The 22461-nt window shown below is 72.2% G+C and carries 20 protein-coding genes; 10 read left to right on the top strand and 10 right to left on the bottom strand.

The window, feature by feature from the left end; translation table 11 throughout:
* Window positions 1-7: 7 nt before the first annotated feature.
* Window positions 8-907: a PPK2 family polyphosphate kinase gene (locus tag H4N58_RS08520; RefSeq protein WP_208322955.1), complete on the top strand. Its 900-nt coding sequence runs from the start codon at window positions 8-10 to the stop codon at window positions 905-907.
* Here the strand turns inward: H4N58_RS08520 and H4N58_RS08525 are convergent.
* The 4 genes from H4N58_RS08525 to H4N58_RS08540 form a co-directional block, all read right to left on the bottom strand.
* The gene (locus tag H4N58_RS08525) at window positions 865-1614 is read right to left on the bottom strand and encodes a sirohydrochlorin chelatase (RefSeq protein WP_167251840.1); all 750 of its coding nucleotides are present in this window, start codon (window positions 1612-1614) and stop codon (window positions 865-867) included. The two genes, H4N58_RS08520 and H4N58_RS08525, sit on opposite strands and share 43 nt — an antisense overlap.
* Window positions 1615-1684: 70 nt before the next feature.
* Complete coding sequence (locus H4N58_RS08530; RefSeq protein WP_167008743.1) at window positions 1685-2410, bottom strand: phosphoadenylyl-sulfate reductase; 726 nt, start codon at window positions 2408-2410, stop codon at window positions 1685-1687.
* Window positions 2407-2565: a hypothetical protein gene (locus H4N58_RS08535; protein ID WP_182397160.1), complete on the bottom strand. Its 159-nt coding sequence runs from the start codon at window positions 2563-2565 to the stop codon at window positions 2407-2409. Before H4N58_RS08535 ends, H4N58_RS08530 begins: the two co-directional genes overlap by 4 nt.
* Window positions 2562-4244 carry a nitrite/sulfite reductase gene (locus tag H4N58_RS08540; protein WP_167251839.1) on the bottom strand — a complete coding sequence of 561 codons (1683 nt, stop codon included), beginning with the start codon at window positions 4242-4244 and terminating at the stop codon, window positions 2562-2564. Before H4N58_RS08540 ends, H4N58_RS08535 begins: the two co-directional genes overlap by 4 nt.
* A gap of 354 nt (window positions 4245-4598) precedes the next feature.
* Here H4N58_RS08540 and H4N58_RS08545 point away from each other — a divergent pair, with 354 nt between their 5' ends.
* Window positions 4599-5033, top strand: coding sequence for an SRPBCC family protein (locus H4N58_RS08545; RefSeq protein ID WP_167251838.1), 435 nt, complete (start codon window positions 4599-4601; stop codon window positions 5031-5033).
* 22 nt (window positions 5034-5055) lie between these two features.
* Here H4N58_RS08545 and H4N58_RS08550 read toward each other — a convergent pair whose 3' ends face one another.
* Window positions 5056-6699, bottom strand: a complete 1644-nt coding sequence (locus H4N58_RS08550) for an acyl-CoA dehydrogenase family protein (RefSeq protein ID WP_167008752.1) — start codon at window positions 6697-6699, stop codon at window positions 5056-5058.
* 93 nt (window positions 6700-6792) lie between these two features.
* Here H4N58_RS08550 and rsgA point away from each other — a divergent pair, with 93 nt between their 5' ends.
* Window positions 6793-7806: a ribosome small subunit-dependent GTPase A gene (gene rsgA / locus H4N58_RS08555; RefSeq protein ID WP_243843129.1), complete on the top strand. Its 1014-nt coding sequence runs from the start codon at window positions 6793-6795 to the stop codon at window positions 7804-7806.
* Between the two features lie 14 nt (window positions 7807-7820).
* Here the strand turns inward: rsgA and H4N58_RS08560 are convergent, their stop codons facing one another.
* The 4 genes from H4N58_RS08560 to H4N58_RS08575 all read right to left on the bottom strand — a co-directional run bounded on the left by H4N58_RS08560 (window position 7821) and on the right by H4N58_RS08575 (window position 12595).
* Window positions 7821-9176 carry a M15 family metallopeptidase gene (locus H4N58_RS08560; protein WP_167251837.1) on the bottom strand — a complete coding sequence of 452 codons (1356 nt, stop codon included), beginning with the start codon at window positions 9174-9176 and terminating at the stop codon, window positions 7821-7823.
* 43 nt (window positions 9177-9219) lie between these two features.
* Window positions 9220-10629 carry an amidase gene (locus H4N58_RS08565; protein ID WP_167008756.1) on the bottom strand — a complete coding sequence of 470 codons (1410 nt, stop codon included), beginning with the start codon at window positions 10627-10629 and terminating at the stop codon, window positions 9220-9222.
* 79 nt (window positions 10630-10708) lie between these two features.
* On the bottom strand, window positions 10709-11869 hold the full coding sequence (locus H4N58_RS08570; protein WP_167251836.1) for a sorbosone dehydrogenase family protein: 1161 nt from the start codon (window positions 11867-11869) through the stop codon (window positions 10709-10711).
* A 39-nt stretch (window positions 11870-11908) separates the two neighbouring features.
* Entirely contained in the window at window positions 11909-12595 is a 687-nt protein-coding gene (locus tag H4N58_RS08575; protein ID WP_167251835.1) for a BTAD domain-containing putative transcriptional regulator, read from the bottom strand.
* 296 nt (window positions 12596-12891) lie between these two features.
* Here H4N58_RS08575 and H4N58_RS08580 point away from each other — a divergent pair, with 296 nt between their 5' ends.
* The 6 genes from H4N58_RS08580 to H4N58_RS08605 are packed head-to-tail and all read left to right on the top strand — an operon-like array spanning window position 12892 to window position 21076.
* Complete coding sequence (locus tag H4N58_RS08580) at window positions 12892-15369, top strand: hypothetical protein (RefSeq protein ID WP_167251764.1); 2478 nt, start codon at window positions 12892-12894, stop codon at window positions 15367-15369.
* Complete coding sequence (locus H4N58_RS08585) at window positions 15366-16616, top strand: hypothetical protein (protein WP_167251834.1); 1251 nt, start codon at window positions 15366-15368, stop codon at window positions 16614-16616. Before H4N58_RS08580 ends, H4N58_RS08585 begins: the two co-directional genes overlap by 4 nt.
* A gap of 22 nt (window positions 16617-16638) precedes the next feature.
* Window positions 16639-17067 carry a hypothetical protein gene (locus tag H4N58_RS08590; protein WP_167008766.1) on the top strand — a complete coding sequence of 143 codons (429 nt, stop codon included), beginning with the start codon at window positions 16639-16641 and terminating at the stop codon, window positions 17065-17067.
* The gene (locus H4N58_RS08595) at window positions 17064-18185 is read left to right on the top strand and encodes a hypothetical protein (protein WP_167008769.1); all 1122 of its coding nucleotides are present in this window, start codon (window positions 17064-17066) and stop codon (window positions 18183-18185) included. Before H4N58_RS08590 ends, H4N58_RS08595 begins: the two co-directional genes overlap by 4 nt.
* Before the next feature lie 12 nt (window positions 18186-18197).
* Window positions 18198-20324: a tyrosinase family protein gene (locus H4N58_RS08600; RefSeq protein WP_167251833.1), complete on the top strand. Its 2127-nt coding sequence runs from the start codon at window positions 18198-18200 to the stop codon at window positions 20322-20324.
* The gene (locus tag H4N58_RS08605; RefSeq protein ID WP_167251832.1) at window positions 20321-21076 is read left to right on the top strand and encodes a DUF2182 domain-containing protein; all 756 of its coding nucleotides are present in this window, start codon (window positions 20321-20323) and stop codon (window positions 21074-21076) included. The genes H4N58_RS08600 and H4N58_RS08605 overlap by 4 nt, the downstream gene beginning before the upstream one ends.
* 13 nt (window positions 21077-21089) lie before the next feature.
* Here the strand turns inward: H4N58_RS08605 and H4N58_RS08610 are convergent, their stop codons facing one another.
* Window positions 21090-21410 (bottom strand): hypothetical protein, encoded by a 321-nt coding sequence (locus H4N58_RS08610; protein WP_167008778.1) that lies wholly within the window; start codon window positions 21408-21410, stop codon window positions 21090-21092.
* A gap of 91 nt (window positions 21411-21501) precedes the next feature.
* On the opposite strand from H4N58_RS08610, the gene H4N58_RS08615 reads away from it, so the two are divergent.
* Window positions 21502-22410 (top strand): aminoglycoside phosphotransferase family protein, encoded by a 909-nt coding sequence (locus H4N58_RS08615; protein ID WP_167009347.1) that lies wholly within the window; start codon window positions 21502-21504, stop codon window positions 22408-22410.
* Window positions 22411-22461: the final 51 nt, after the last annotated feature.

The raw sequence follows: 22461 nt of genomic DNA on the forward strand, positions 1-22461 counted from the left end.
GCCTCGCATGGCGACGACCACGCTCAGCGAGCAGCTCCGCGTTCTCGACGGACCCGTGGACCTGACCTCGTACGACTCGCGGGCGACCCCAGGCTTCGCCGGCTCCAAGAAGGACCAGCCTGATGCGATGGCCGCGCTCGCCGCGGTGCTCGCCGACCGTCAGGAGCGCCTGTACGCCGCGGGCGCGGCCGGCGTCGGCGACCGTCGGGTCCTCCTGGTGCTCCAGGGCATGGACACCTCCGGCAAGGGTGGGACGATCCGCCACGCCGCGGGCATGCTCGACCCGCAGGGCGTGCAGGTGACGTCGTTCAAGGCGCCGACGCCGGAGGAGCTCGAGCACGACTTCCTCTGGCGCGTCGAGCGCGCGCTCCCGTCGCCCGGGCGGATCGCGATCTTCGACCGGTCGCACTACGAGGACGTGCTGATCGGCAGGGTGCGCGCCCTTGCCGATCCTGCGGAGATCGAGCGCCGGTACGACGCGATCACCGCCTTCGAGAAGGGGCTCGTCGACGACGGGTGCGTCGTCGTCAAGTGCTTCCTCCACATCACCCCGGACGACCAGCTCGAGCGGTTGCGCGCACGGCTCGACGACCCGACCAAGCACTGGAAGTACCACCCGGCCGACGTCGACGAACGCATGCTGTGGCCCCGCTACCGCGAGGCGTACGAGGTTGCGCTCGAGCGCTGCTCGACCTCGTACGCGCCATGGTTCGTCGTGCCCAGCGGCCGCAAGTGGTACCGCAACTGGGCGGTCGCGCAGCTGTTGGCCGAGCACCTCGGGGCGCTCGACCTTGAGTGGCCGACAGCCGACTTCGACGTGGAGGCCGAGCGCGAGCGTCTCGACGCGACGGCCACGGTCGGGACTCAGGCCGGGATCGGCACCAGGTCGACGGCGCCCACCGCATAGCGCGCCAGCACCACGTGGGCAAGCTCCGGGGCAGCGCCGAGCGGGTCGGAGACGGCGACGGCACCTGCCTCCAGAGCGAGCTCGGTGGCACGGTCGGGCAGGAAGCCCGGTGCGAGGAACAGCGAGCCGACCGCGATGTGACGCTTGCCGTCGTGGCGCAGCGCGCGGACCGCCTCGCCCGCAGCCGGAGGAGCCGACGAGGCGAACGCCGCGAGCACGGGCAGCTTGTGGTGGGCCCCCCAGGCGCGGGCGACGCGAGCGACGTGGGCGTTCGCGAGCTGGTCGGAGGTGCCGGCGGCCGCGAGGACGAGCCCGTCCAGTTCGGTCGCCCGCGCCTCGCGGAGCGCGGCACGCAGGCGGACGTCGAGCACGCGCAGGAAGCTCTTGTGGATGCCGAGGACGTCGGTCGCGAGCACCCGTACGTGCGGGTGGCGGCGGCGCACGGCCTCGATGACCGCGGGGACGTCCACCGAGGCGTGGTGGGCGTGCGTGAGGAGCAGGGGGACGATGACGACCTCGTCGTGCCCCTCCGCGACGAGCCGGTCGATCACGGTCAGCGGACCGGGCTCGGACAGCTCAAGATAGGCCTCCTCGATCCGCAGGTCTGGACGCATGCACCGGACCAGTTCCGTCAGTGATGCGATGGTGGCGGCCGAGCGAGGATCACGGCTCCCGTGAGCGAGCGTGACCAGTGCAGGGGCGGTCATGGTGCATTCCTCCTTCCAGGAGGGTGTCGTGCGTGGTCGCGGGCGACCTGCGGGGATGGGGCGTACGGCGTCAGAGGTGGATGCCGCACTCGTTCTTGCCGGTGCCTGCCCAGCGTCCGCTGCGGGCGTCCTCGCCCGGGGCGACGCGCTGGGTGCAGGGCCAGCAGCCGATGGACGGGTATCCGTCGTACTGCAGAGGGTTGACCAGGACGCCGTTCTCGGCGATGTAGCGGTCGACGTCGTCGGCGCTCCACCGCGCGAGCGGGGACACCTTGACCTTGGCCTTGCGGGAGTCCCAGCCGACGACCGGAGCGATGACCCTGCTGTGGGTCTCGTCGCGGCGTAGCCCAGTCGCCCACGCGTCGTACCCCGCGAGGGCGTCCTGGAGCGGCTTGACCTTGCGCAGCGCGCAGCAACGGTCGGGGTCGGTGCGGAAGAGGTCCTTGCCGTACTGGGCGTCCTGGTCGGCGACCGACTGCTGCGGCGCCACGGTGACGAGGTTGACCGGCATCGTCGCCTCGACCGCGTCGCGCGTGCCGATCGTCTCGGCGAAGTGATAGCCGGTGTCGAGGAAGACGACGTCGATCCCGGGCGCCACCTTGCCGGCGATGTCGGCAAGGACGGCGTCGCCCATCGACGAAGTCACACAGAAGCGCTCACCGAACTGCTCCACGGCCCACGCGACGATGAGCTCAGCCGGGGCGAGCTCGAGGTCGGGCCCGGCGATGCGGGCGAGCTCCTCGAGCTCCTCGGCGGAGCGGGCGGGGAGGTCCCCGCGAACTGCTGTCGTGGTCATGCGTTGTCACCCCCAGGGCTGATCAGTCCGATGAACGAGAGGGAGAAGGCGCGGAGGCAGGCGCGGCACTCCCACGCCCCGTGCTGCGTACCGTGAGGACGCAGATCCTCGTCGCCGCAGTACGGGCAGTGGTAGGGAGCCGCTCGTCCGCTCATCGCAGCGCGTCCTCCTCGGCACGGGCGACCCACTCGGCGAACGACTCGCCGTCGGTGCGCTCGTCGAGGTAGCTGCGGACGAGACCTTCGACGTAGTCGGGCAGCCCGGTCGCGGTGACCTTGTGGGCCCGCAGCTTGCGGCCGAACCCCGGCGTCAGGCCGAGTGCGCCGCCCAGGTGGACCTGGAAGCCCTCGACCTGCTTGCCGTCCTCCATCACCAGCTGCCCCTTGAGGCCGATGTCGGCGGTCTGGATGCGGGCGCAGGAGTTGGGGCAGCCGTTGACGTTGATCGTGATCGGCTCGTCGAGCTCGGGGATGCGGTGCTGCATCTCCTCGATGAGGAGGTCGGCACGGTTCTTGGTGTCGACGATGGCGAGCTTGCAGAACTCGATGCCGGTGCAGGCCATCGTGTTGCGGCGCCACGGCGACGGGTTGGCCTCGAGCCCGATCTCGTCGAGCGCCGCGACGAGCGAGTCGACCTTGTCGGGCGCGACGTCGAGGACGAGCAGCTTCTGCTGGGCGGTCGTACGGACCCGGTTGCTGCCGTGGGCCTCGACGACGTCCGCGAGCTGGCTCAGGATCGTGCCGGTGAGGCGTCCGACCTTGGGAGCCACGCCGACGTAGTAGCCGCCGTCGAGCTGCGGATAGACGCCGACGTGGTCGCCGGGGGTACGGGGGGCGGGGGCCTCGGGTCCGTCTACGAGCTTGCGCTTGAGGTATTCGTTCTCGAGGACGTCGCGGAACTTCTCCGGACCCCAGTCGGCGATGAGGAACTTGATGCGGGCGCGGGAGCGCTGGCGGCGGTAGCCGTAGTCGCGGAAGACTGACGCGATGCCGTGCCAGACCTCGGGGATCTCCTCGAGAGGGACCCAGGCGCCGAGCCGCTGCGCGAGCATCGGGTTGGTGGACAGCCCACCACCGACGAGCAGGTCGAAGCCTGGCCCGTAGTCGGGGTGGACGACTCCGGTGAAGGCGACGTCGTTGATCTGGGGGACGACGTCGTGGCTCGGGTGGCCGCTGATCGCCGTCTTGAACTTGCGGGGGAGGTTGGAGAGCGAGGGGTCACCGATGTAGCGGCGCTGGATCTCCTCGACCGCCCAGGTGCCGTCGATGATCTCGTCGGCGGAGATGCCGGCGACGGGGGAGCCGAGGATGACGCGGGGGCAGTCGCCGCACGCCTCCTGCGTCGAGAGCCCGACGCCCTCGAGCCGGCTCCAGATCTCGGGCATGTCCTCGACGCGGATCCAGTGGTATTGGACATTCTGACGGTCGGTCAGGTCGGCGGTGTCGCGGCCGAACTCCGTCGAGATGCCGGCGATCGTTCGGAGCTGGGCGAGGTCGAGCTGGCCTCCGTCGATGCGGACGCGGAGCATGAAAAAGGAGTCCTCGAGCTCCTCCGGCTCCAGCGTGGCCGTCTTGCCGCCGTCGATCCCGGGCTTGCGCTGGGTGTAGAGGCCCCACCAGCGGAAGCGCCCGCGCAGGTCGGCCTTGTCGATCGAGTCGAAGCCACCGCGCGCGTAGATGTTCTCGATGCGCGCACGCACGTTGAGCGGGTTGTCGTCCTTCTTGGACTGCTCGTTGGCGTTGAGGGGCTCGCGGTAGCCGAGGGCCCACTGGCCTTCGCCTTTCGTGCGGCGAGGGCGGGCAGCGCGCACGGGGGCGTCGGTGGTCGCAGTCATGAGACGTCCTGTCGAGGATGCTCGAGAAGGGGATGACGGTCGGGCCGGCACTCAGAGGGCCGGGGCCGGGGCCAGGATCAGGCGCAGCGACACATCATGCTGCGCATGCGACCGAAATCCACGTGGCGACGGGCCGCCAGGTGAGTGGTCTGCGCTGTGAGCATGGTCGTAAGTCTGTGCTGAGGATCCATGATCCGGCAATGGCTGATCCCAGTATTCGAGATAGGCGTTCACATTGCGAGATGCGGGTTTCGTGCTTCCTGATGTTCCAGGGGTTTCAGGGGGCCCGTGTGAGCGGCGCCACAGTCGACGTCGCGTTAACGGCGCCCGTGAGCGAAAGGGTTAGCGTGGAGCATGGTCGCCGTGTCTCGTACGCTCACCGTCGCCAAGCCGCTCGCCGAGGTCTTCTCCTACCTCAGCGACTTCACCACGACCGAGCAGTGGGACCCGGGCACGGTCGAGACCACACGCCTGTCGGGCGACGGAGGGCTGGGGACCCGCTACCGCAACGTCTCGAAGTTCCTCGGCAAGCGCGTCGAGCTGACGTACGAGACCACACAGCTCGTGCCGGACGCGGTCTTCGAGGTCACCGGCCACAACGACACGGTCACGACGAAGGACCACCTGATGTTCGCGACGACCGGCGCCGGCACCGAGATCCGCTACAGCGCCGACTTCACCTTCCACGGGGTGATCGGCAAGCTGCCCGCCGCGATCTTGCGTCTGCCGCTCGAGCGACTGGCCGACAAGACTGTCCTCCAGATGGAGGACACCCTCGCCCGTCTCTGAGCGGGGGAGTCGACACCGACGCTCAGACCGTGGGTGTCGCGCGCCGCGCGATGCCCGCCGCGTCGACACCGCGGGGGAGTGTGCCGAACGTCCCCGCCCAGTCGCCGGCGACGCGGCTCGCGAGGAACGCGTCGGTCACGGCGGGGTCGCTGTAGCGGATCAGCAGCGAAGCCTGGAGCGCCACGGCCATCTGCCCCGCGAGCCGGCGTGCCCGGAACTCCATCTCGGACAGGTCGGACAGCCCGGTGAGGACGTCGTGGACGGCGGCGTCGAGCCGAGCATCCTCACCGCGCACGCTCCCGACCTCGGTGAGCCAGGCGTCGAGCGCCTCGGGCTCGCGCTGCAGCGCCCGCAGGACGTCGAGCGCGTTGACGTTGCCGCTGCCCTCCCAGATCGAGTTGAGCGGCGACTCGCGGAAGAGCAGCGGCATGCCCGACTCCTCCACGTACCCGTTGCCGCCGAGCACCTCCAGCGCCTCCGCGACGTGGAAGGGCGTGCGCTTGCAGACCCAGAACTTCGCGATCGGCAGGGCGATGCGGCGCAGCGCCTTCTCGTGCTCATCGTCGGGGTGCTCGACGCTCGAGGCCAGCCGCAGGGCGAGCAGCGTCGCCGCTTCGGACTCCACAGCCAGGTCGGCGAGGACGTTCTGCATGGCGGGCTTCTCAGACAGCAGGCCGCCGAACGCCGAGCGCTGCGACGCGTGCCACGTCGCTTCGGCGACGGAGCGACGCATCAGCGCCGACGACCCGAGCACACAGTCGAGACGCGTCGACGCCACCATCTCGATGATCGTCCTGATGCCGCGCCCCTCGTCGCCGAGCCGTACGGCCCACGTGCCGTCGAACTCCAGCTCCGACGAGGCGTTGGAGCGGTTGCCGAGCTTGTCCTTGAGGCGCACCACCTGGAGCGGGTTGCGGGTGCCGTCGGGCAGCACCCGGGGGACCACGAAGCACGTGACCCCGCCGGCGGTCTGCGCGAGGACGAGGAACAGGTCGTTCATCGGCGCGCTGGTGAACCACTTGTGCCCGTGCAGGACGTACTCGCCCTCGGCGTCGGTGGGTGTCGCGGTGGTGACGTTCGTCCGGACGTCGGAGCCGCCCTGCTTCTCCGTCATGCCCATCCCGGCGAGGATGCCGCGCTTCTCGGCGGGGTTGCGCAGCCCGAAGTCGTACTCGGTCGCGGCCAGCAGGGGCGTCCACTGCTTGGCCTGCGCGTCGTCGGCCCGCAGCGCGGGGACGGCGGCGTACGTCATCGTGAGCGGGCAGCCGTGGCCGGGCTCGTTGTGCGTCCACGCGACGTACGCGGCCGCGCGTCGCAGGTGCGGCTTCGGCTCCTCGCTGACCCACGGGGTCGCGTGCAGCCCGAACTCCACGCCGCGCTGCATCATCCAGTGCCAGGAGGGGTGGAACACGATCTCGTCCACGCGGTTGCCGTACCGGTCGACGGGGTGGTGGACCGGCTCGTTGCGGTTGGCGAGCATCCCGTGCTCACGGGCCTCGGCGGACCCAGCGAGCGCGCCGACCGGGTCGAGCGACGTCAGCACCGTCTCGGCATCGTCTCCGGCGAACGCGCGGACGGCGCCGACGAGGGCCGCATCCGAGCGGACGGTGTGGTAGCCGGTCAACGGCGCGGCCTGGTTCTGAGGGGCACGTTGCAGCGGGTCCATGCGGCCAGCGTAAGCGGCTGCTCAGTGACGCAGGTCATGCGGGCGCGACAAAATCGTTCGCCCGCCACCCTGCTTCGTTCGTACCGTCACGGAGTGGACGCAGACGCGGAGAACGGGACGAGCGGTGGCCCGGAGCCCTGGCGCGGTCGCGTCGTACGAGGCGACCGGGGAGTGGTTCGCGTGTGGACACCCGGCGGCGAGGAGGTCGCTGTGCGGACGCTCGCCGGAGCGGACGACGGCGCCGCGCCGTGCGTCGGGGACTGGGTGCTGATCGAAGCGGTCGGTACGGATCTGCGCGTGGTGGCGGTCGAGCCGCGCCGGAGCGTCCTCGAGCGTGCGGAGCCAGGCGGCTCGTCGCGCCGGCAGGTGCTCGCCGCGAACATCGACGCCGTGGCGGTCGTCGTCGGTCTCGACCAGATGCCGTCGCTGGAGAAGGTCGAGCGGCTCCTCGTGGTCGCCTGGTCCAGCGGCGCGCCGGCGACCGTGGTCCTGACCAAGGCGGACCTGGCATCCGACGCCGCCGATGTCGCCGAGGAGATCGCCACGACCCTCGGTGTCGGGGTGGTCGTGTGCAGCGCCGAGAGCGGTGACGGCGTCGAGGAGGTGGCCGCGCTCGCGGGCGGGGGCACGCTCGCGCTCGTCGGCTCCTCGGGGGCCGGCAAGTCCAGCCTGGTCAACGCGCTGGTGGGGGAGTCGCGGGTCGCGACCTCGGCGATCCGTGCCGACGGGCGTGGACGGCACACGACCGTGCGCCGCGAGCTCGTCGCGCTCCCCGGTGGGGGAGCGGTGATCGACACGCCGGGCCTGCGCGGGGTCGGCGTCACCGACTCGGACGGGCTGGTCGGCGCGTTCGCCGACGTCGAGGAGCTGACGGCGTCCTGCCGCTTCGCCGACTGCGGTCACCAGGTCGAGCCGGGGTGTGCGGTGCGGGCCGCGCTCGACGCCGGCGTGCTGAGCCTGCGCCGGTACGAGAGCTGGCGGGCGCTGCAGCGCGAGGCGCAGTGGCTGGAGCGCCGGGCCGATGCACGGCTGGCGGCCGAGCAGAACCGCCAGCTCCGCCGCTCGACGCGAGCGCAGCGCCGGATGCGCCGCGAGCGCGGGCACTGAAGGCTAGCCCGGCCTCAGTCGAGGAAGGTCGTCGGCGGCGGCAGGTGTCGGGCGCCCCGACCGACGTACTGGAAGTGCTGCCAGTCCGCGCTGCCCATCCACCGGAATCCGTGGCGCGCCAGGATCCGCACCACGGCGTGCTGGCGGCTGCGGTAGACGATCGCCGTCGGGGTGCGCCGCGCGTCCCACGCGCTGTTGGGCACCAGACCCCAGCCCGACCGGTACGGGTTCTCCCAGGTGTTGAGGTCGATGCTGCGTCCCGTGCTGTGCGGGCTGCGCGTCCCCGGACGCCCGACGATCCCGCGGCAGTTGAACGCCGAGGTGTTGCCGGCGGCCATCGACTTCATGTCGTCTGCGCCGCGCAGGCGCTTGGACCAGCCGAAGGGGTCGACCCGGTACATCGACCGGATCGGCGCCTTGGCCTCGTACAGGTCGATCAGGACGCGCTTGGTCGCCTTGGCGACGCTGCGGTGGACGACGAGCTCGCCGCGGCGCCGGTAGCCGTCGTACGCGTAGTAGCTCGTCTCGATCAGCCGCAGCGAGCTCCGGCCGACGGGGCAGCCGCGGTGCCAGCTGCGGCCCTTCATCGAGCGCCAGACCCGCGCGGAGATCTTCTTGACGCGGACGTGCGGTCCGGCGGCGATCGCGCGTCGCTGCGGCGGGAGCGTGCGGCGCGGCGCGGGAGCGCCCGCCGGCGTGCGGATCACGCGACCCGGCGGAAGGTTGTCGACGACGTGCCCGGACGAGCCGGCCGGGCGTACGAGCGTGGTCGCGGGGGTCCGGAGCTGGTACGTGGTGTCGACCCGCGGGCGGACCCGGACGGTTCCGGTGCCGTTCGTGACCCGCACCGACGCACGCCGGGTCCATGTGGAGCTGCCCGCGCGGCGGCCGTACAGCTGCGCGACGCCGCTGACAGGGCGGCCGTCCGTCGTGGTCCACCGGGCCGTGAGCACGAGGCGGTGGCCGTCGCGCAGCCGGTGGGAGCCGCTCAGCGACACGCGGACGGGCGCGGCGACGCCGGTGACGCGCAGCTCGCGCGCGACCGTCCCGCCGGCGCTGCGGTACGAAACGCGCAGGGTCTGGGCGCCGGCGGCGACGACGAGGCGCAGCGCGTACGACCCGTCGTCCGCGGGGCGGCCCGTGCTCACCGGGCGCCAGGGTCCGTCAGCGACGCGGCGCTCGAGCACGAGCTCACCCCCGGGCGGCGTCGCCGCACCGGAGACGGTGACGCTCGCGCCGGTGTAGCCCGTGGCCGGGGAGGACGCGGTGAGGGTGGGGGCGGCTGCGGACGCCGGGGCGGCGGCGAGGAGCGCGAGGAGCAGCGCGAAGGCGGCGAGACGAGCGAGGGGGACGAGGAGGCGGGACGTCACGCCTCCACGCTAAGGGCCGTCGGGCCCTAGCGCCGCTCGGGCCTCACGCGTCCTGGATCCGCGCGAACGGCGCCGCCTGCTCCAGCTCGTACGCGAGCTCGAGGAGCGTCCGCTCGTCGCCGTGGTCGGCCGAGAAGTGTGACGCCAAGGGGAGCCCCGCGCGCGTACGGCTGAGCGGCAGCGAGAGCGCGGGACCACCTGAGACGTTGTTGAGCGGCGTGAAGCCGACGTAGGCGTACAGACGTGCGAAAAGCCGGTCGAAGTCAGCGGTCGGGGAGAGATAGCCGAGCTTCGGCGTCGTGTGCGCGAGCACCGGTGACAGGACGACGTCATACGTGGTGAAGAGGGCGCGGTAGGACCGCTCGGTGCGGCGCAGGCGGTAGAGCGCTGCAGGAAACCGGCGGAACCCCTTGCGGAACGCCGCCGCGAGGCCTTGGGTCAGGTTGTCGGTGCGTGCCGGGTCGAAGTCGGCGCCGAGGCCGCGCTTGCCGGTGGTCGTGAGGTACCACGACAGAAACCCCCAGTAGAGCGCGAAGTCGTCGGCGAACTGCTGGGTGATCGGCAGCGGGATCTCCTCGACCCGGTGGCCGAGCCTTGCCAGCAGGTCGGCTGCGTCGCTCGTCGCCGCACGTGTGTCGCGGTCGCTGGCCCCGGTCACCGAGTCGTAGAGGACGCCGATGCGCAGGCGGGTCGCGCTCGGCCCCTCGACCATGCGGACGGCGGGGAGCCTCGGGTTGCGGTACGTCCGCTCGGCCGCGGCGAAGAAGCGCGCGGTGTCGCGCACCGATCGCGTCACGACGCCCTGCGCGACGACCTTGACCGGCATCGTCTCGTCGAGGTGGTCGGGGGTGATCCGGCCGCGGGTCGGCTTGAGCCCGACGAGTCCGCAGGCGGCGGCGGGGATGCGGATCGAGCCGCCGCCGTCGTTCGCGTGGGCGATCGGCACCGCGCCCGCGGCCACGAGGGCTGCGGCGCCGCCGGAGGATGCGCCCGAGGAGTAGGCCGGGTTCCAGGGGTTGCGAACGGGTGGGCGCGTCATGAACTCGGTCGACGCGCTGAAGCCGAACTCCGGCAGGCGGGACTTGCCGAGGTAGGTCAGGCCCTGCGCCGACCACATGCGGACGAAGTCGCTGTCCGTACGGGCGAGCCGCGGGGTGTAGGCCTCCGAGCCGTTGCCGGTGGGCCAGCCGGCGACGTCGGTGTTGTCCTTGACCAGCGTCGGCACACCGGCGAAGGCGCCTGTCGCCTCGCGGTCGGCGGCGTCGAGCGCCCGGTCGGGGTCGAGGTGCTCGACCGCGTCGAGACCGCGCACGGCCTCGATCCGGGCCAGCGCTGCCTCGGCGGCCTCGCGCGGCTTGATCTGCTTGGCCGCGACGAGCTCCGCGACCCCCGTCGCGTCGAGATCGCCGAGGACGTCGTCGCGGAACGCGTGGACGCGGTCTGAGGTCGTCACGGAAGCTCCTGGGGCGCAGGTGTGGCCTGGGTCACCCCGGAGCGTACCAGCGGGTAACCGCCGGGGACATCGCTTGGCGTCACCTCGGCAGGACCCGCAGGATGCGGTCGTTCCCGCCACCGTTCGACGTCGACACGTACAGCGCGCCGCCGGGCCCGACGGTCACCGCGCGGAGCCGGCCGTACTGGCCCCGCAGCGCGATGGACTGCCCCCGCAGCCGTCCACGCCTGTCGAAGCGCAGCAGCCGGATCTGCTCGGCCTTCAGCGCCGTCACGGCGAGCACGCGGCCGGACCGGTTGCCCCAGACCGATCCCCGCAGCCAGGCGGCACCCGTGGTCGCCAGCGTGGAGCCGCCCGAGCGCCACCGGGCACTGCGCTGCTTGCCCGGCAGGCCGTGGTCGGTCATCGGGACGGACTCGTTGTAGCCCGGGACCGGGTTCCAGCCGTAGTTGCCCTTGCGGAAGAGCGCGTTGACCTCGTCGTCGCGGTACGACCCCTGCTCGACCGCCCACATGCGGTTGCCGCGCCGCGCGAGGCCCTGCACGTTGCGGTGACCGTACGTGAAGACGCGCCGTTTCATCGCGTAGCGGGACTTCGCGTACGGGTTGCTCCGCAGCCCGCGGCCCGTACGAGGGTTGACCCGCAGGACCTTGCCGCCGCCGGACCGCAGGCGCTGTGCGTTGCGCCCGACGGCCGCATCGCCGGTGCCGATGAACAGCGCGCCGCCGGGGCCGAAGGCGAGCGCGCATCCTCCGTGACGGCCGCTGGTCGCGGGCAGGCCGCGCACGATCGTCTTGGTGAGCCGCGCGCTCGTCCGGGCGGCGTTCAGGCGCCAGCGGGCGACCCGGACGTCCTTCGTCGCTCCCGAGCGGTAGCCGTGGCAGGTGTAGAAGGTGCCCGTACGGGCGAAGTCGGGCGCGAGCTCGAGCGCCATCAGCCCCGTCTCGCCGCTGGCCCAGATGCCGGCCGCCCGCCCGACGACCCGCTTGGCGCCGCTGGTCGTCCCCAGCGAGATCGTCTTGCGGTCCCGCTGGGTGAACAAGAACTGAGACGAGGAGACGAACGCGAGGTCCCACGGGTGGTCCAGGCCCGTCAGGACGGTCGAGACACGCATCGGCGCGGCCCGGGCGGCGGACGATGTCGGCGAGGCTGCTCGCGGCTCGGCGGCCGCCCCCTCGGGCAGCAGCAACGCGGTCGAGGCGAGGACGGCCACGGCAATGGCGGTACGACGTCTGTCCATCGCCTCAGTCTGTCTCGCCGCGCGCACTTCGGCGAGTGGTCACGGACGGCGGCGCAGGAACGGCCGGACGAGGCCGACCAAGTCGTCACCGGGGGCGGCGCCGATCTCCTGGCGGAGCCGTAGCGCGTACGCGCGGAACCGTCGTGCGGCCTCGACCCGGTTCCCCTCCCGTACGAGCGCCTCGACGAGCGCCGTCACGGCCGACTCGCGGAGCGGCTCGGCGCACACGGCGGCGAGGCCGGCACCGGTCGCGAGCGGGTACGCCCCGGCCTCGGACGCCGTCCGGCACACGGCCTCGAGCGCCTGGATCCGTCGCAGGTGGAACTGGTCCTGCTCGTCGAGGACCCAGGGCTCGTACCAGCCGGGCAGGAGGTCGTGCTTCAGCATCTCCACCCCGTCGGCGCCGACAGGCGTGTCGGCAAGCGCCTGATCGGCCACCCGGCGCGCGTCGAGGAGGTCGACCGAGGCCTCGAGCTCCAGCTCGAGACCGTCGGGACGTACCCAGCGGCGCGGGAGCTGCCACAGCGCGCGGCGCAGGTTCGCCCGGGCGCGGGCCTCGGAGACCTCAGGCCACAGGTCCGTGCCCGTGAGGAGCCGGTTCGTCCGGGGACCCTTCACCGCCAGGTAGGCGAGCACACGGCGGCCTGCGCCTGACAGCCGCTCGACGGGCCGCGTCCCGAGCCCGCCGAGGACGCCGACGCGACGCGTTCCGTACGAGCTGGCCACCGGTTTGCTCCTGAGTCCGCGGCGCGTCCGGACGAGGCGTCGGGGGGACACGCGACGGCGGAGACGGGCGCGGGCGGTCTGCGCGACAAGTCTTCGACCCCACGAGCATAGGGCCTCCGAGGGCTCGCGCCGCCGCCAATGTCGCCGGGCCTGCTTGCACGGGACGGTACGGGGTACGGGGCCGGCTACGGCGGCGGGACGCTGCACGGACGAGGCAGCGGCGACAGCGGGTACGAGACAGGGCCGCAGACGGAGCGGCGACGGGAGCGTGGCGGGTACGGGCACCTCGCAGGCTGGTGCGTGTCGGCAACGACGAGCTCTGGGAGGGCGCGATGACCGTGATCGGCGAGACCGCAGAGGCGTTCGAGGTCGAGACGCCGTTCTCCGAAGGTGCGGTCGGTACGGAAACACCGCCCGCGACGCTTGGGTTCATGCCGTGGACCGAGGTGACGACGCCGTTCGCCGAGGCCTTCGGCATGGAGGACGAAGGCGACGGCGAGGCCGGCGAGCTCATCGCCGAGGCCTTCGAGAGCATCCGGGACGAGCAGTTCGACGAGGCGCTCGCTGAGCTGATCGCCGAGACGGCCGAGGCGGCCGACACCCGGCTCGCCGGAGAACAGCCGATGCAGCTCGCCGAGCAGCGTCAGCAGCTCGCGGACGCCCATCTCGCGCCGGTCGGGTCCGAGGCGGAACGGTGCGTCCAGCGCTTCGCCGACCATGTCCAGAACCTCGATCTGGAGGGCCTGGCGCCGGACCAGCTGGACGAGCTGCTCGACCGGTTCGAGGTCGGCGCGCTCGGTGTCACCCCGGCGGGCGAGGAATTCATCGGCGGGTTGATCAAGAAGGCCAAGAGCGTCGTCAAGACCGTCGTGAAGACCGCAGGGAAGATCGCGAAGGCCGCGCTCCCGATTCTCGGGCCCATCCTCAACAAGCTCAAGGCGCTCGTACGGCCGCTGCTGCAGCGCGTGCTGGCGATCGCGATCAACAAGCTCCCTGCCGCCCTCCACGAACCCGCGCGTGCGCTGGCCAAGCGCTTCGGTCTTGGACAGAAGGAGACCGAGGAGCTGGTGGAGAGCGAGGCCGAGGAGGAGTTCCTCGGCGAGTCGTTCGCGCCTACGCCGGTCGCTGTGGGCGACCCGGAGACCCTCGCCGAGTCGCTGGACGCGGCGCTGGCCGAGTCCGTGCTCGGGGGCGAAGCGCTCGAGCAGGGCGAAAGCTTCGGGCACGACCAGGAGCGAGGTGCCGCGCCTGCGGCGTCCGACGAGCTCGAGATGCTCGCCGAGGCGCGCAGCGCGTTCATCGACCGGCTTCAGGCGGCGCCCGAGGGCGAGGACCTCACCCCGGCGATCGACCAGTTCATCCCCGCTATCCTTCCGGCGCTTCGGCTCGGCATCCGCCTCGTCGGGCGTCCCAAGGTGGTCGGCTTCCTGTCGGGCTTCCTCGCGAAGCTCATCAGCCAGTGGGTCGGGCCGAAGATGTCCGGACCACTCTCGTCGGCCATCGTCGACGTCGGCCTGCGCGTGATCGGGCTCGAGCAGGGACGTCCGGGCGAGCTCGAGCAGGAGGCCGCACCGGCGACCCTGGCCGCCACGGTCGAGGACACCGTGCGCCGGCTCTCGGAGCAGCCCGCGGAGTTCTTCGAGGACGAGGACCTGCTCCAGGTCGCGCTCACGGAGGCCTTCGAGCAGGCGGTGGCTGCGAACTTCCCCACCCCGCTCGTCCGCCCCGACCTGCAGATCGCGCCGTCGCTCGGCGGGTCGTTCGTGGTGCGGCACGCGCGCAGGGCGTACGCGTACAAGAAGTTTTCGCGCGTCCCCGAGATCGAGCTGACCGTGGCCGTCGCGGCCTCGATCACGACGTTCGAGGGAGTGAAGCTCGATGCGGCGCTGCGCGCGGCGGGGATCAGCCTGCCGGGCAGGTTCCGTGTCCACCTGTTCGAGTCGGGGCCCGGGACGACGCTGACCCGGCTGGCGCGCCTGGAGCGGATCGGCGGGGCCGCGTTCCCGCGCGGTGCCCACCACCAGCTCCACGCGCTGACCGTCCAGACGGCAGGGCTGCTGCTGCGCGAGCCGCGGCTCGGTGTCGACGTCCCTGCGCGGTTCCTGGAGTCACGCCACCGCATCTCGGTCGGGCAGCGCTTCTTCCACCTCGAACCCGTCGGTCAGGTCGAGGCGCCGGTAGCGCCGACCACCACGGGCGAGGCGACCCGGCCCAGCGACGAGCGGGTACGGACCGACGAGGCGCGCGGGGACCTCCGGCTGTCGCTGTACTTCTCCGAGGCGGACGCCCAGCGGCTCGCCGCCTCGGTGTCCGCGGGGCGTGGGGGAACGACCCTGCTCCGGGCGCTGCTGCGGGCTGCGTTCGCTGCGACCGGCGGCGCTGCCGCGCGCAGGCGCCGGTCATCGGGCCGCCGGGGTCGTGGCCGCGGTCGGGGCCGCGGTCGGGTCGCCCTCCGAGGAGCGGGACCGAGGCCCGGTCGCCGGGTCAGGGCGAGCATCGCCAAGGCGCTGGCGGAGTGGGCACGGACGCGTGGACACGAGTTCGTCCGAGCGGCCCAGGACCCCGCCAGCGGCGTGACGGTGACCGTGCACGCCAGGGGCGTTCCGCCGACCGCGTCCGAAGCAGACGACGACGCGGCGGCCCCCGCGCCGACGGCGCCGGCCGCTGAGCCGACCGCACCCGCGGCGTCGCCCGCCCCACCCGCACCTGCTGCCGCACCTGCGGCGCCCTCTGCCGTGACCGTCACCGTCACGCCGGGGAGGGCCAAGCCGTGAACGAGCACCGCCTGATCGCCGAGGAGCTGGAGCGCCAGCTCGGCCACTGGCTGGGCGCGGCGCAGTGCTTCGTCGACGCAGAGGAGTTCGCGTCGCGGCACGCGTGGGAGTCGCTCGAGCACTCGATCGGCGTTCCGGTGCGCAGCGAGCTTGCTCGTACGGTCGAGCAGCTGCTCGAGGCCGGCCGCACGAGCGCGGCGGCGGTGCGGGCGAGCCGCCTCGACCCGTCCGCCCTCGCCGAGGCGCAGGCAGCGGTCCAGCAGTTCCGCCGCCGCTACGTCCAGGTGGAGACGACGCTCGACTTCTTCGGACAGGCCGTCAACACCCGCACGAGCACCCACCTGCGCGCGGCGCTGCAGTTCCTCGACTCCGTCGCCTACCAGAGCATCGAGCAGGTCCTCCGACCGTTGGGCCTGCCTGTCCCGCCGGTGCTCACGTACCTCGGTGAGGGCCTGGGCGCCAGCATCCTGCGGGTAGGCATCCGTCTGTGGGCACCCGGGACGGTGAATCCCGTCGCCGCCGTCAAGATCGTGCGGCACAACCTCTACCGCCCGACGTCGCTGTTCCACGAGGCCGGCCATCAGGTCGCCCACCTCTCGGGGTGGAACGACGCGCTCGGGAAGGCCCTCGGGGAGACCCTGGCCGACGACCCGGCACTGCGCGCGATGTGGCAGCCGTGGAGCAGCGAGATCGCCGCAGACGTGTACGCGTTCGTGCTCACCGGCTACGCCTCCGTCGCCGCCCTGCACGACGTGGTCGCCGACGAGCGGACGCTCTTCCGCTGGCCGCTCGGCGACCCGCACCCGATCGGCTGGCTGCGTACGCTCCTGGGCTGCGCGATGTGCCGTCACGTCTACGGAGCGGGCCCGTGGGACCGGCTGGAACGTGCAGTCCTCACGACGTACCCACCGAGCCGCGCGGAGGCGGCGACCGTCCCGCTCCTGCTGCGGTCGCACCGGCGGATGGACGCCCTCGCGGCCACGTGCCTCGACAGCCGCGTCCCGGGGTTCCGCGACCGGCCCATCGGCGCCCTCGTCGACGCCTCGCGCGTGTCGCCGAGCGCCCTTGCGGAGCTTGAACGTACGGCGGGACCGTCGTTGTGGACGTCGCCGCACTGGCGCCGCACGGACGGCATCCGCCTGATCGCGCTGGCCGGGCTGCGTGAGGCGGAGAACCCCCAGCGGGCAGGCGAGTGGATCTCGCGGGCCAGGACCTGGATGACCGGCCAACAGAGCGTAGCCGCGTGAGCGGCCGACGGAGGTGAGAGACGTGGCGAAGAAGGCGACCGGGAACCCGACGATGAAGACGCTGGCGTCGTCGGTGGCAGCGATCGAGGAGCGTACGGAGGCGCTCCTCGACGCCATGGAGATGATGCAGCAGAGCACCGCCGAGGAGCTCACGAAGGTGTGGACGACGCTCGGCGGGATCGCGGGGCTCGACGGCCTGGCGATCGGGCTCGCCGAGATTGCGGAGGTGATGGGCCCGCTGCGCAGCATCGTTCCGCCGTCCACGGCGCTCGAGCTCGAGCCCGGCGTCGCCGAGGCGGTGGTCCTCATCCGTGGGGCGCTCGGTGGAGATCGGGACTCCAACTTCCAGCAGCTGTCGACGGACTTCGAGGAGCCGGTGCTGTTCATCGGGCAGGCTCAGCCGGTCGTCGACGCTGGTTACGGCGAGTACGACGAGGAGCAGGTGGCATGATCACGCAGCTCGTCCAACAGCTTGGCGGCGGTCCGGTTGCCGAGGGCCAGGTCATCACGGCCGACCCGCTCGACCTCGTGTGGCGGATGGAGCAGGTGCTCGACGCCGCGAACCCGTGGGCGCCCAATCCTGCTCCGGCGGGTCCGGCGCGCGTGGCACTCTTCACCGAGGGGGCGTTCAGCACCGTCCCGATGCTGGCTCAGCCGGCCTGGGACCACCTGATCTATGCGTACGCGATCGAGAACACGCGGGCCGCGCAGATCCTCGCGCGTGTCGTCCGGGCGTTCCGTGGCGGTGAGGGCCTCGGCATCCCTTCCGTGTCGACCCAGCGCTGGCTGGACGCGACGGAGGCGCTGCTGTTCAACGCGCACAACCCGGTCTCCGCGTGGCTGTCGACCAGCAATGTGCGTCCCGACGCCGAGGCCGTACGCCGCAACGCGTACTACCGGATGTTCGGCATGGACCTCGCCCACGGCACGGACACCAACGCCCCGTACCCGTACGAGAAGGCCGAGGCGTCCAACCGCACGTTCGTCGCGCTCCTCGAGGAGCTCCTGTACGAGCTGTGGCGGGCGATCGAGAACGTCCGGAACCTGGTCGCGGGCAACACCACCGACGACGACCGGATCTATCGGCTCGCCGAGCAGCTCGGCTTCATGCTGCGATCGCGGCGCCAGAACGCGCTGCTGAGCCGCGAGGAGCTCGCCGCGACGACCGCGATGGGGTGGGTCGAGCTGACGCTCGGGTCGAACACGCCCGTCGTGATCGACCTGCGGGCCCAGGCGACGAGCGCGGCCGATCGCCTGCGGGTGATCGGGGAGCGCGTCGGCCTGCCGCCACACTCGCGTGCGAACTCGTTCTTTGCGATGGCGCAGGAGCTCTCGCTCGTGCTGCGCGCGCTGGAGGCGGGATGGGTGACCGACAGCGGGCGGGCATGGCTGCTTTACCAGAGCACGGTGCCGCCGGCTCTGCCGCCGTTGCCGGCGGGCGCGGTGCCGCTCGGCACCGAGGTGCGCCGCGTGATCACGGAGTGGGCGGCCGCATCAGGGCGCAACCTCAAGGAACGGCCCACGCCGGTTCAGGTCGTGGCGGCGCCGCGTCCGCTGCCGAAGCGATGACGGGGGTGGATCATGCACGAGGACGAGGCGCCGTGGCAGACGACCGAGGCCGACCCCGCGACGCGTGAGTGGTTCGACGAGAGCCCGTTCGCGGCGGAGTGGACCGAGACCCAGTCTGCCCCCGAGGCGGAGTGGGGCACCGAGACCGAGTGGGGCACGGAGACCGAGTGGACCGAGACGCCCACCACCGAGGGAGAGACGTGGGGGCCGCACCGGTGCGCACCCGGCGAGGGCCCTCCCGCCGCTCCTGTGGGCCCGCGGCCGCTGCTCCACCGGAGCACCTCGGCGTCTCGGGCACGCAACCCTGCGGTCGGCTACGCCCAGCACCTGCTCAACCGGTTTCTCTCTTCGTGGCGTGCAGGGACCCCGGCGTGCTCGGACACGAGCCAGGCCACGCGCCAGTACATCTCGTCGCTCCAGCCGCAGCTGAAGGCGATCGGGCAGGACCCGCTGGTCGTCGACTGCCGGTTCGGGCAGGGGACCGAGCTCGCGACGAAGATGTTCCAGGCCTGCCGCGGGCTGGTCCGTGACGGAGTGATCGGGCCGAAGACCTGGCCGGAGCTGGAGAAGCTGGCGGTGACGCCGCTGCCCGGGCCGACGCCCACACCCACGCCTACCCCGACACCCGCACCCACACCGACGCCGACCCCGACCCCGACCCCGACCCCGACCCCGACTCCCACGCCCGCCCCTGCCGTGCGGGTCCGCGAGGACGTCTGGACGCTGAGCGCCACGAACGTGTGGCACCCGACGATCCTCTGGTACGCCCGCGCGGTCGCCGCGCTCCAGGCCCGCGATTCGGGGAGCTTCCCCGATCCACGGTGCTGGCGGCACCTGGCCGAGACCCACGGGACCGACATCTCGCGGTCCGCCTGGCCGTCCGGGGCGCGCTGGAACACGTGCGAGCACGAGAGCTGGCACTTCCTGCCGTGGCATCGCGTGTATCTCTACCACTTCGAGCGCATCGTCCGCGACGAGATCGTGCGGCTCGGTGGCCCGAACGGCTGGGCGCTACCGTTCTGGAACTACAGCGACGCCAGCCGTCCCGACGTCCGGAAGCTTCCACCGGCGTTCCTCGCCGCGCGGACGCCCGACAACGTCGACAACCCCCTGATGGTCCGCCTGCGCAGCGAGTCGATCAGACGCGGGGATCCTATGGACCCTCGGGACGTCGCCGTGAAGGGCGCGATGGATCAGACGTCGTTCAGCGACCGGTTCCTCCCGGCGTTCGGGGGGCGGACGGCGCCGGTGGGGACCCATGAGAATGGGCCCGGTGCGGGAACGCTCGAGGCGACGCCGCACGGAGACGTGCACGTCGCGGTCGGCGGCCGGGTCCCGCTGGGTCTGATGTCACGCTTCGAGACGGCAGGGCAGGACCCCGTGTTCTGGCTGCACCACGCGAACATCGACCGGCTGTGGGAGGTGTGGTTGCGACAGCCCCGCCGCCGCAACCCGCGGGAGCGGCAGTGGCGAGACGCTCGATGGGTCTTTGGAACCGGCGGGACGACGACATCGATGACGACCGAGCAGGTGATCGACCCTCGTCGGCCACCGCTGGGCTATCGCTACTCCGACATGCCCGAGAGGGGCGCCCGGGAGGCGTTCGGCGAGCCGACGGGCGAGGGGGAAGAGTTCGGCGAGGAGGAGACGCGTCCTCCTGAGCTGGTCGGAGCATCGAGCGGCCCGGTGCCGATCCGGTCCGGCCCGTCCTCGGTGCCGATCGACGTCAGCGCGCCGCGTGGTCCGCTCGCGCGCCTCGTCGACGAGGCCGGCACGGTGCCGCCCGGCTCCCGGGTCTTCCTCCGGCTCGAGAACATCACCGCGACCCGGCTCAGCGCGGGTCCCGTCCTCGTCCACGTGAACGTGCCGGCCGGTACCCGCGCGACGGAGTTCCCTGATCGTGAGGTCGGTCAGCTGCCGATGTTCGGTGTCATCGAGGCATCGCGGCGAAGCGACACCCACAGCGGCAGCGGCAAGAACGCGACGTTCGAGATCACGAAGATCGTGAAGGCGTTGTCCGCAGCCGGTCAGTGGGACCCCAAGAAGCTGACCGTGGCGTTCACGCCCTTGCCCGACAAGTCGGGCCGCACGGAGGAAGGTGACATCTCGGTCGGCCGCGTGAGCCTCTTCTACTCATGAGCACGGCCGGCCTCGTTGTACGGACGCACTGGTACCACCCCGAGTGGTGTGCCGTGGCGCTCGCTGCCGCGGCATGGGCATCGCTGCTTGCCGTCGGGCTGGGCGAGCCAGGCCACTTCTTCGGGTCGGGTGAGGTCCACCCTCCGCTGCACGCGCTGTCGCACGCGGCGGTGATGTCGACGGCGATGATGGTGCCGTTCGTCCTGCCGCAGGTCGCCCATGTCGCGCACACCAGCCTCTGGCCGCGGCGCTACCGGGCCGCGGTCGCCTATCTCGTCGGCTACCTCGCGGTGTGGACGGTCGTCGCTGCCGTCACGATCACGCTCGGGGGACTCCTGGCCACCGCGATCGGGTGGCGCCCCGCGATCGTGGTCGGCTTCGCGGTCGCGGTGGTGGCGTACGTCGCTCCTGGCCGCCAACGCCTCGTGCGCCAGTGCGCCATGACGAGGCCGCTCGCGCCGCGTGGGTGGCGCGCTGATCGTGACTGCGCCCGCTATGGCATGGCGACCGCGAGGCGGTGCGTCGCGACGTGCTGGGTGCTCATGACGGCGGTGATGATCGGGCACGGACTCGTCGTGATGGCCCTTGCCACTGTGCTCGGCGTGGTCGAGCGCCGACGCGGCGGCAACGTCTCACGAGCGGACGGCGCGCTCGTCGTGGTCGGTCTGGGGCTGCTCTCGCTCGCGCTCTCGTACGGGGTGGTCGGCGGCGAGGCGCCGTTGCCCGGGCACCCCGCCGAGCACCAGCACTGAGCGGCCGGGATCGTCAGCGCAGGCTCTCGGGCGACAGCTCCGCAGCGAGGACAGAGGCCTGGTAGGCCGTCAGGATGACCTCGGGAGTGCCCGGTCCGCCGGGAAAGACCAGCGCGAAGGTGGGCTCGCCGGTCTCAGGATCGACGCCGCTGAGGCTCAGGAAGACCTCCTCGCCGAACGACCGGCAGGGAGCGCCGACCTCGTGGGGTATCGCGCAGAACCGGACGCAGGTCGGGTATGGCCAGTCAGGACCCGCGCTGCTCGGCGGAAGGTGCGCGGCGCGCTTGCCGTACGTGACCCCTCCCGGGCTCACGGTCGCAGGGTCGTCGCTCATGCGGACCAGGATGGCGGTTGTCCGGGTCAGTGGTCCAGTGCGTGTGTCTCCAGTGGTGGATCATGCGGCCTACCATCGACCGGTGCCCCCGATGCCTGCCGCCGAGATCGACGTCACCGTGCCGCTCGTGCGAGGCCTCCTTGAGGCCCAGCATCCCGACCTCGCGGCCCTCCCGCTGAGGGTCGTCGCGAACGGCTGGGACAACGTGGTGCTGCGGCTCGGTGACACGCTGGCGCTCCGGATGCCGCGCCGTGCGCTCGCAGCCGCCCTCGTCCGCCACGAGCAGGAGTGGTTGCCGGTCCTCGCGCCGCACCTCCCGGCCCGCGTCCCCGCGCCCGTACGCACCGGGAAGCCGAGTGACGGCACCCGCGGGCCGGCGTACCCGTGGGCGTGGAGCATCGTGCCGTGGTTCCCCGGGCAGGCGGTGGGAGACCTGACCCTCGGCGAGCGCGGAGGACTGATGGAGCCGCTCGCCGCGTTCGTGGTCGCGCTGCACCGTCCGGCTCCTGCCGAGGCGCCCGCGAGCGCGTACCGGGGAGTGCCGCTCTCTGCGCGCGACGACGGCATGCGCGAACGGCTCGCGACCGGCCACGTGCCGTACGCCGACGTGCTCCTCGCCCTCTGGGACCGGCTCCTGCCGACGCCGCCCTGGGACGGGCCCGCGCTGTGGGTCCACGGCGACCTGCACCCGGCGAACCTGCTGGCCGCGCCGTCCGCGGACGGGTCGCCCACGCTCTCCGCGGTGATCGACTTCGGCGACGTCACGTCCGGCGACCCCGCCAGTGACCTCGCGACGGCGTGGCTGACGTTCGGGCCGCGGGACCGGGCGGTGTTCCGCCGGCGCGTGTCGGAGGCAGGCTACGCCGACGACGCGACCTGGGACCGTGCTCTCGCATGGGCAGCGTTGTTCGGGACCCTGCTTGTCACCTCGTCCGACGATGCCCCGATGCTGCGCGCGATCGGCGAGCACACGCTCGCGCAGGTGCTCGCCGACGCCTGAGCGCCCTCGACGTCGGCGGCGTCGACGTGGTCTGCTGTGAACCATCCGGCC

Source organism: Mumia sp. ZJ1417 (assembly GCF_014127285.1).
Lineage (GTDB): Bacteria > Actinomycetota > Actinomycetes > Propionibacteriales > Nocardioidaceae > Mumia.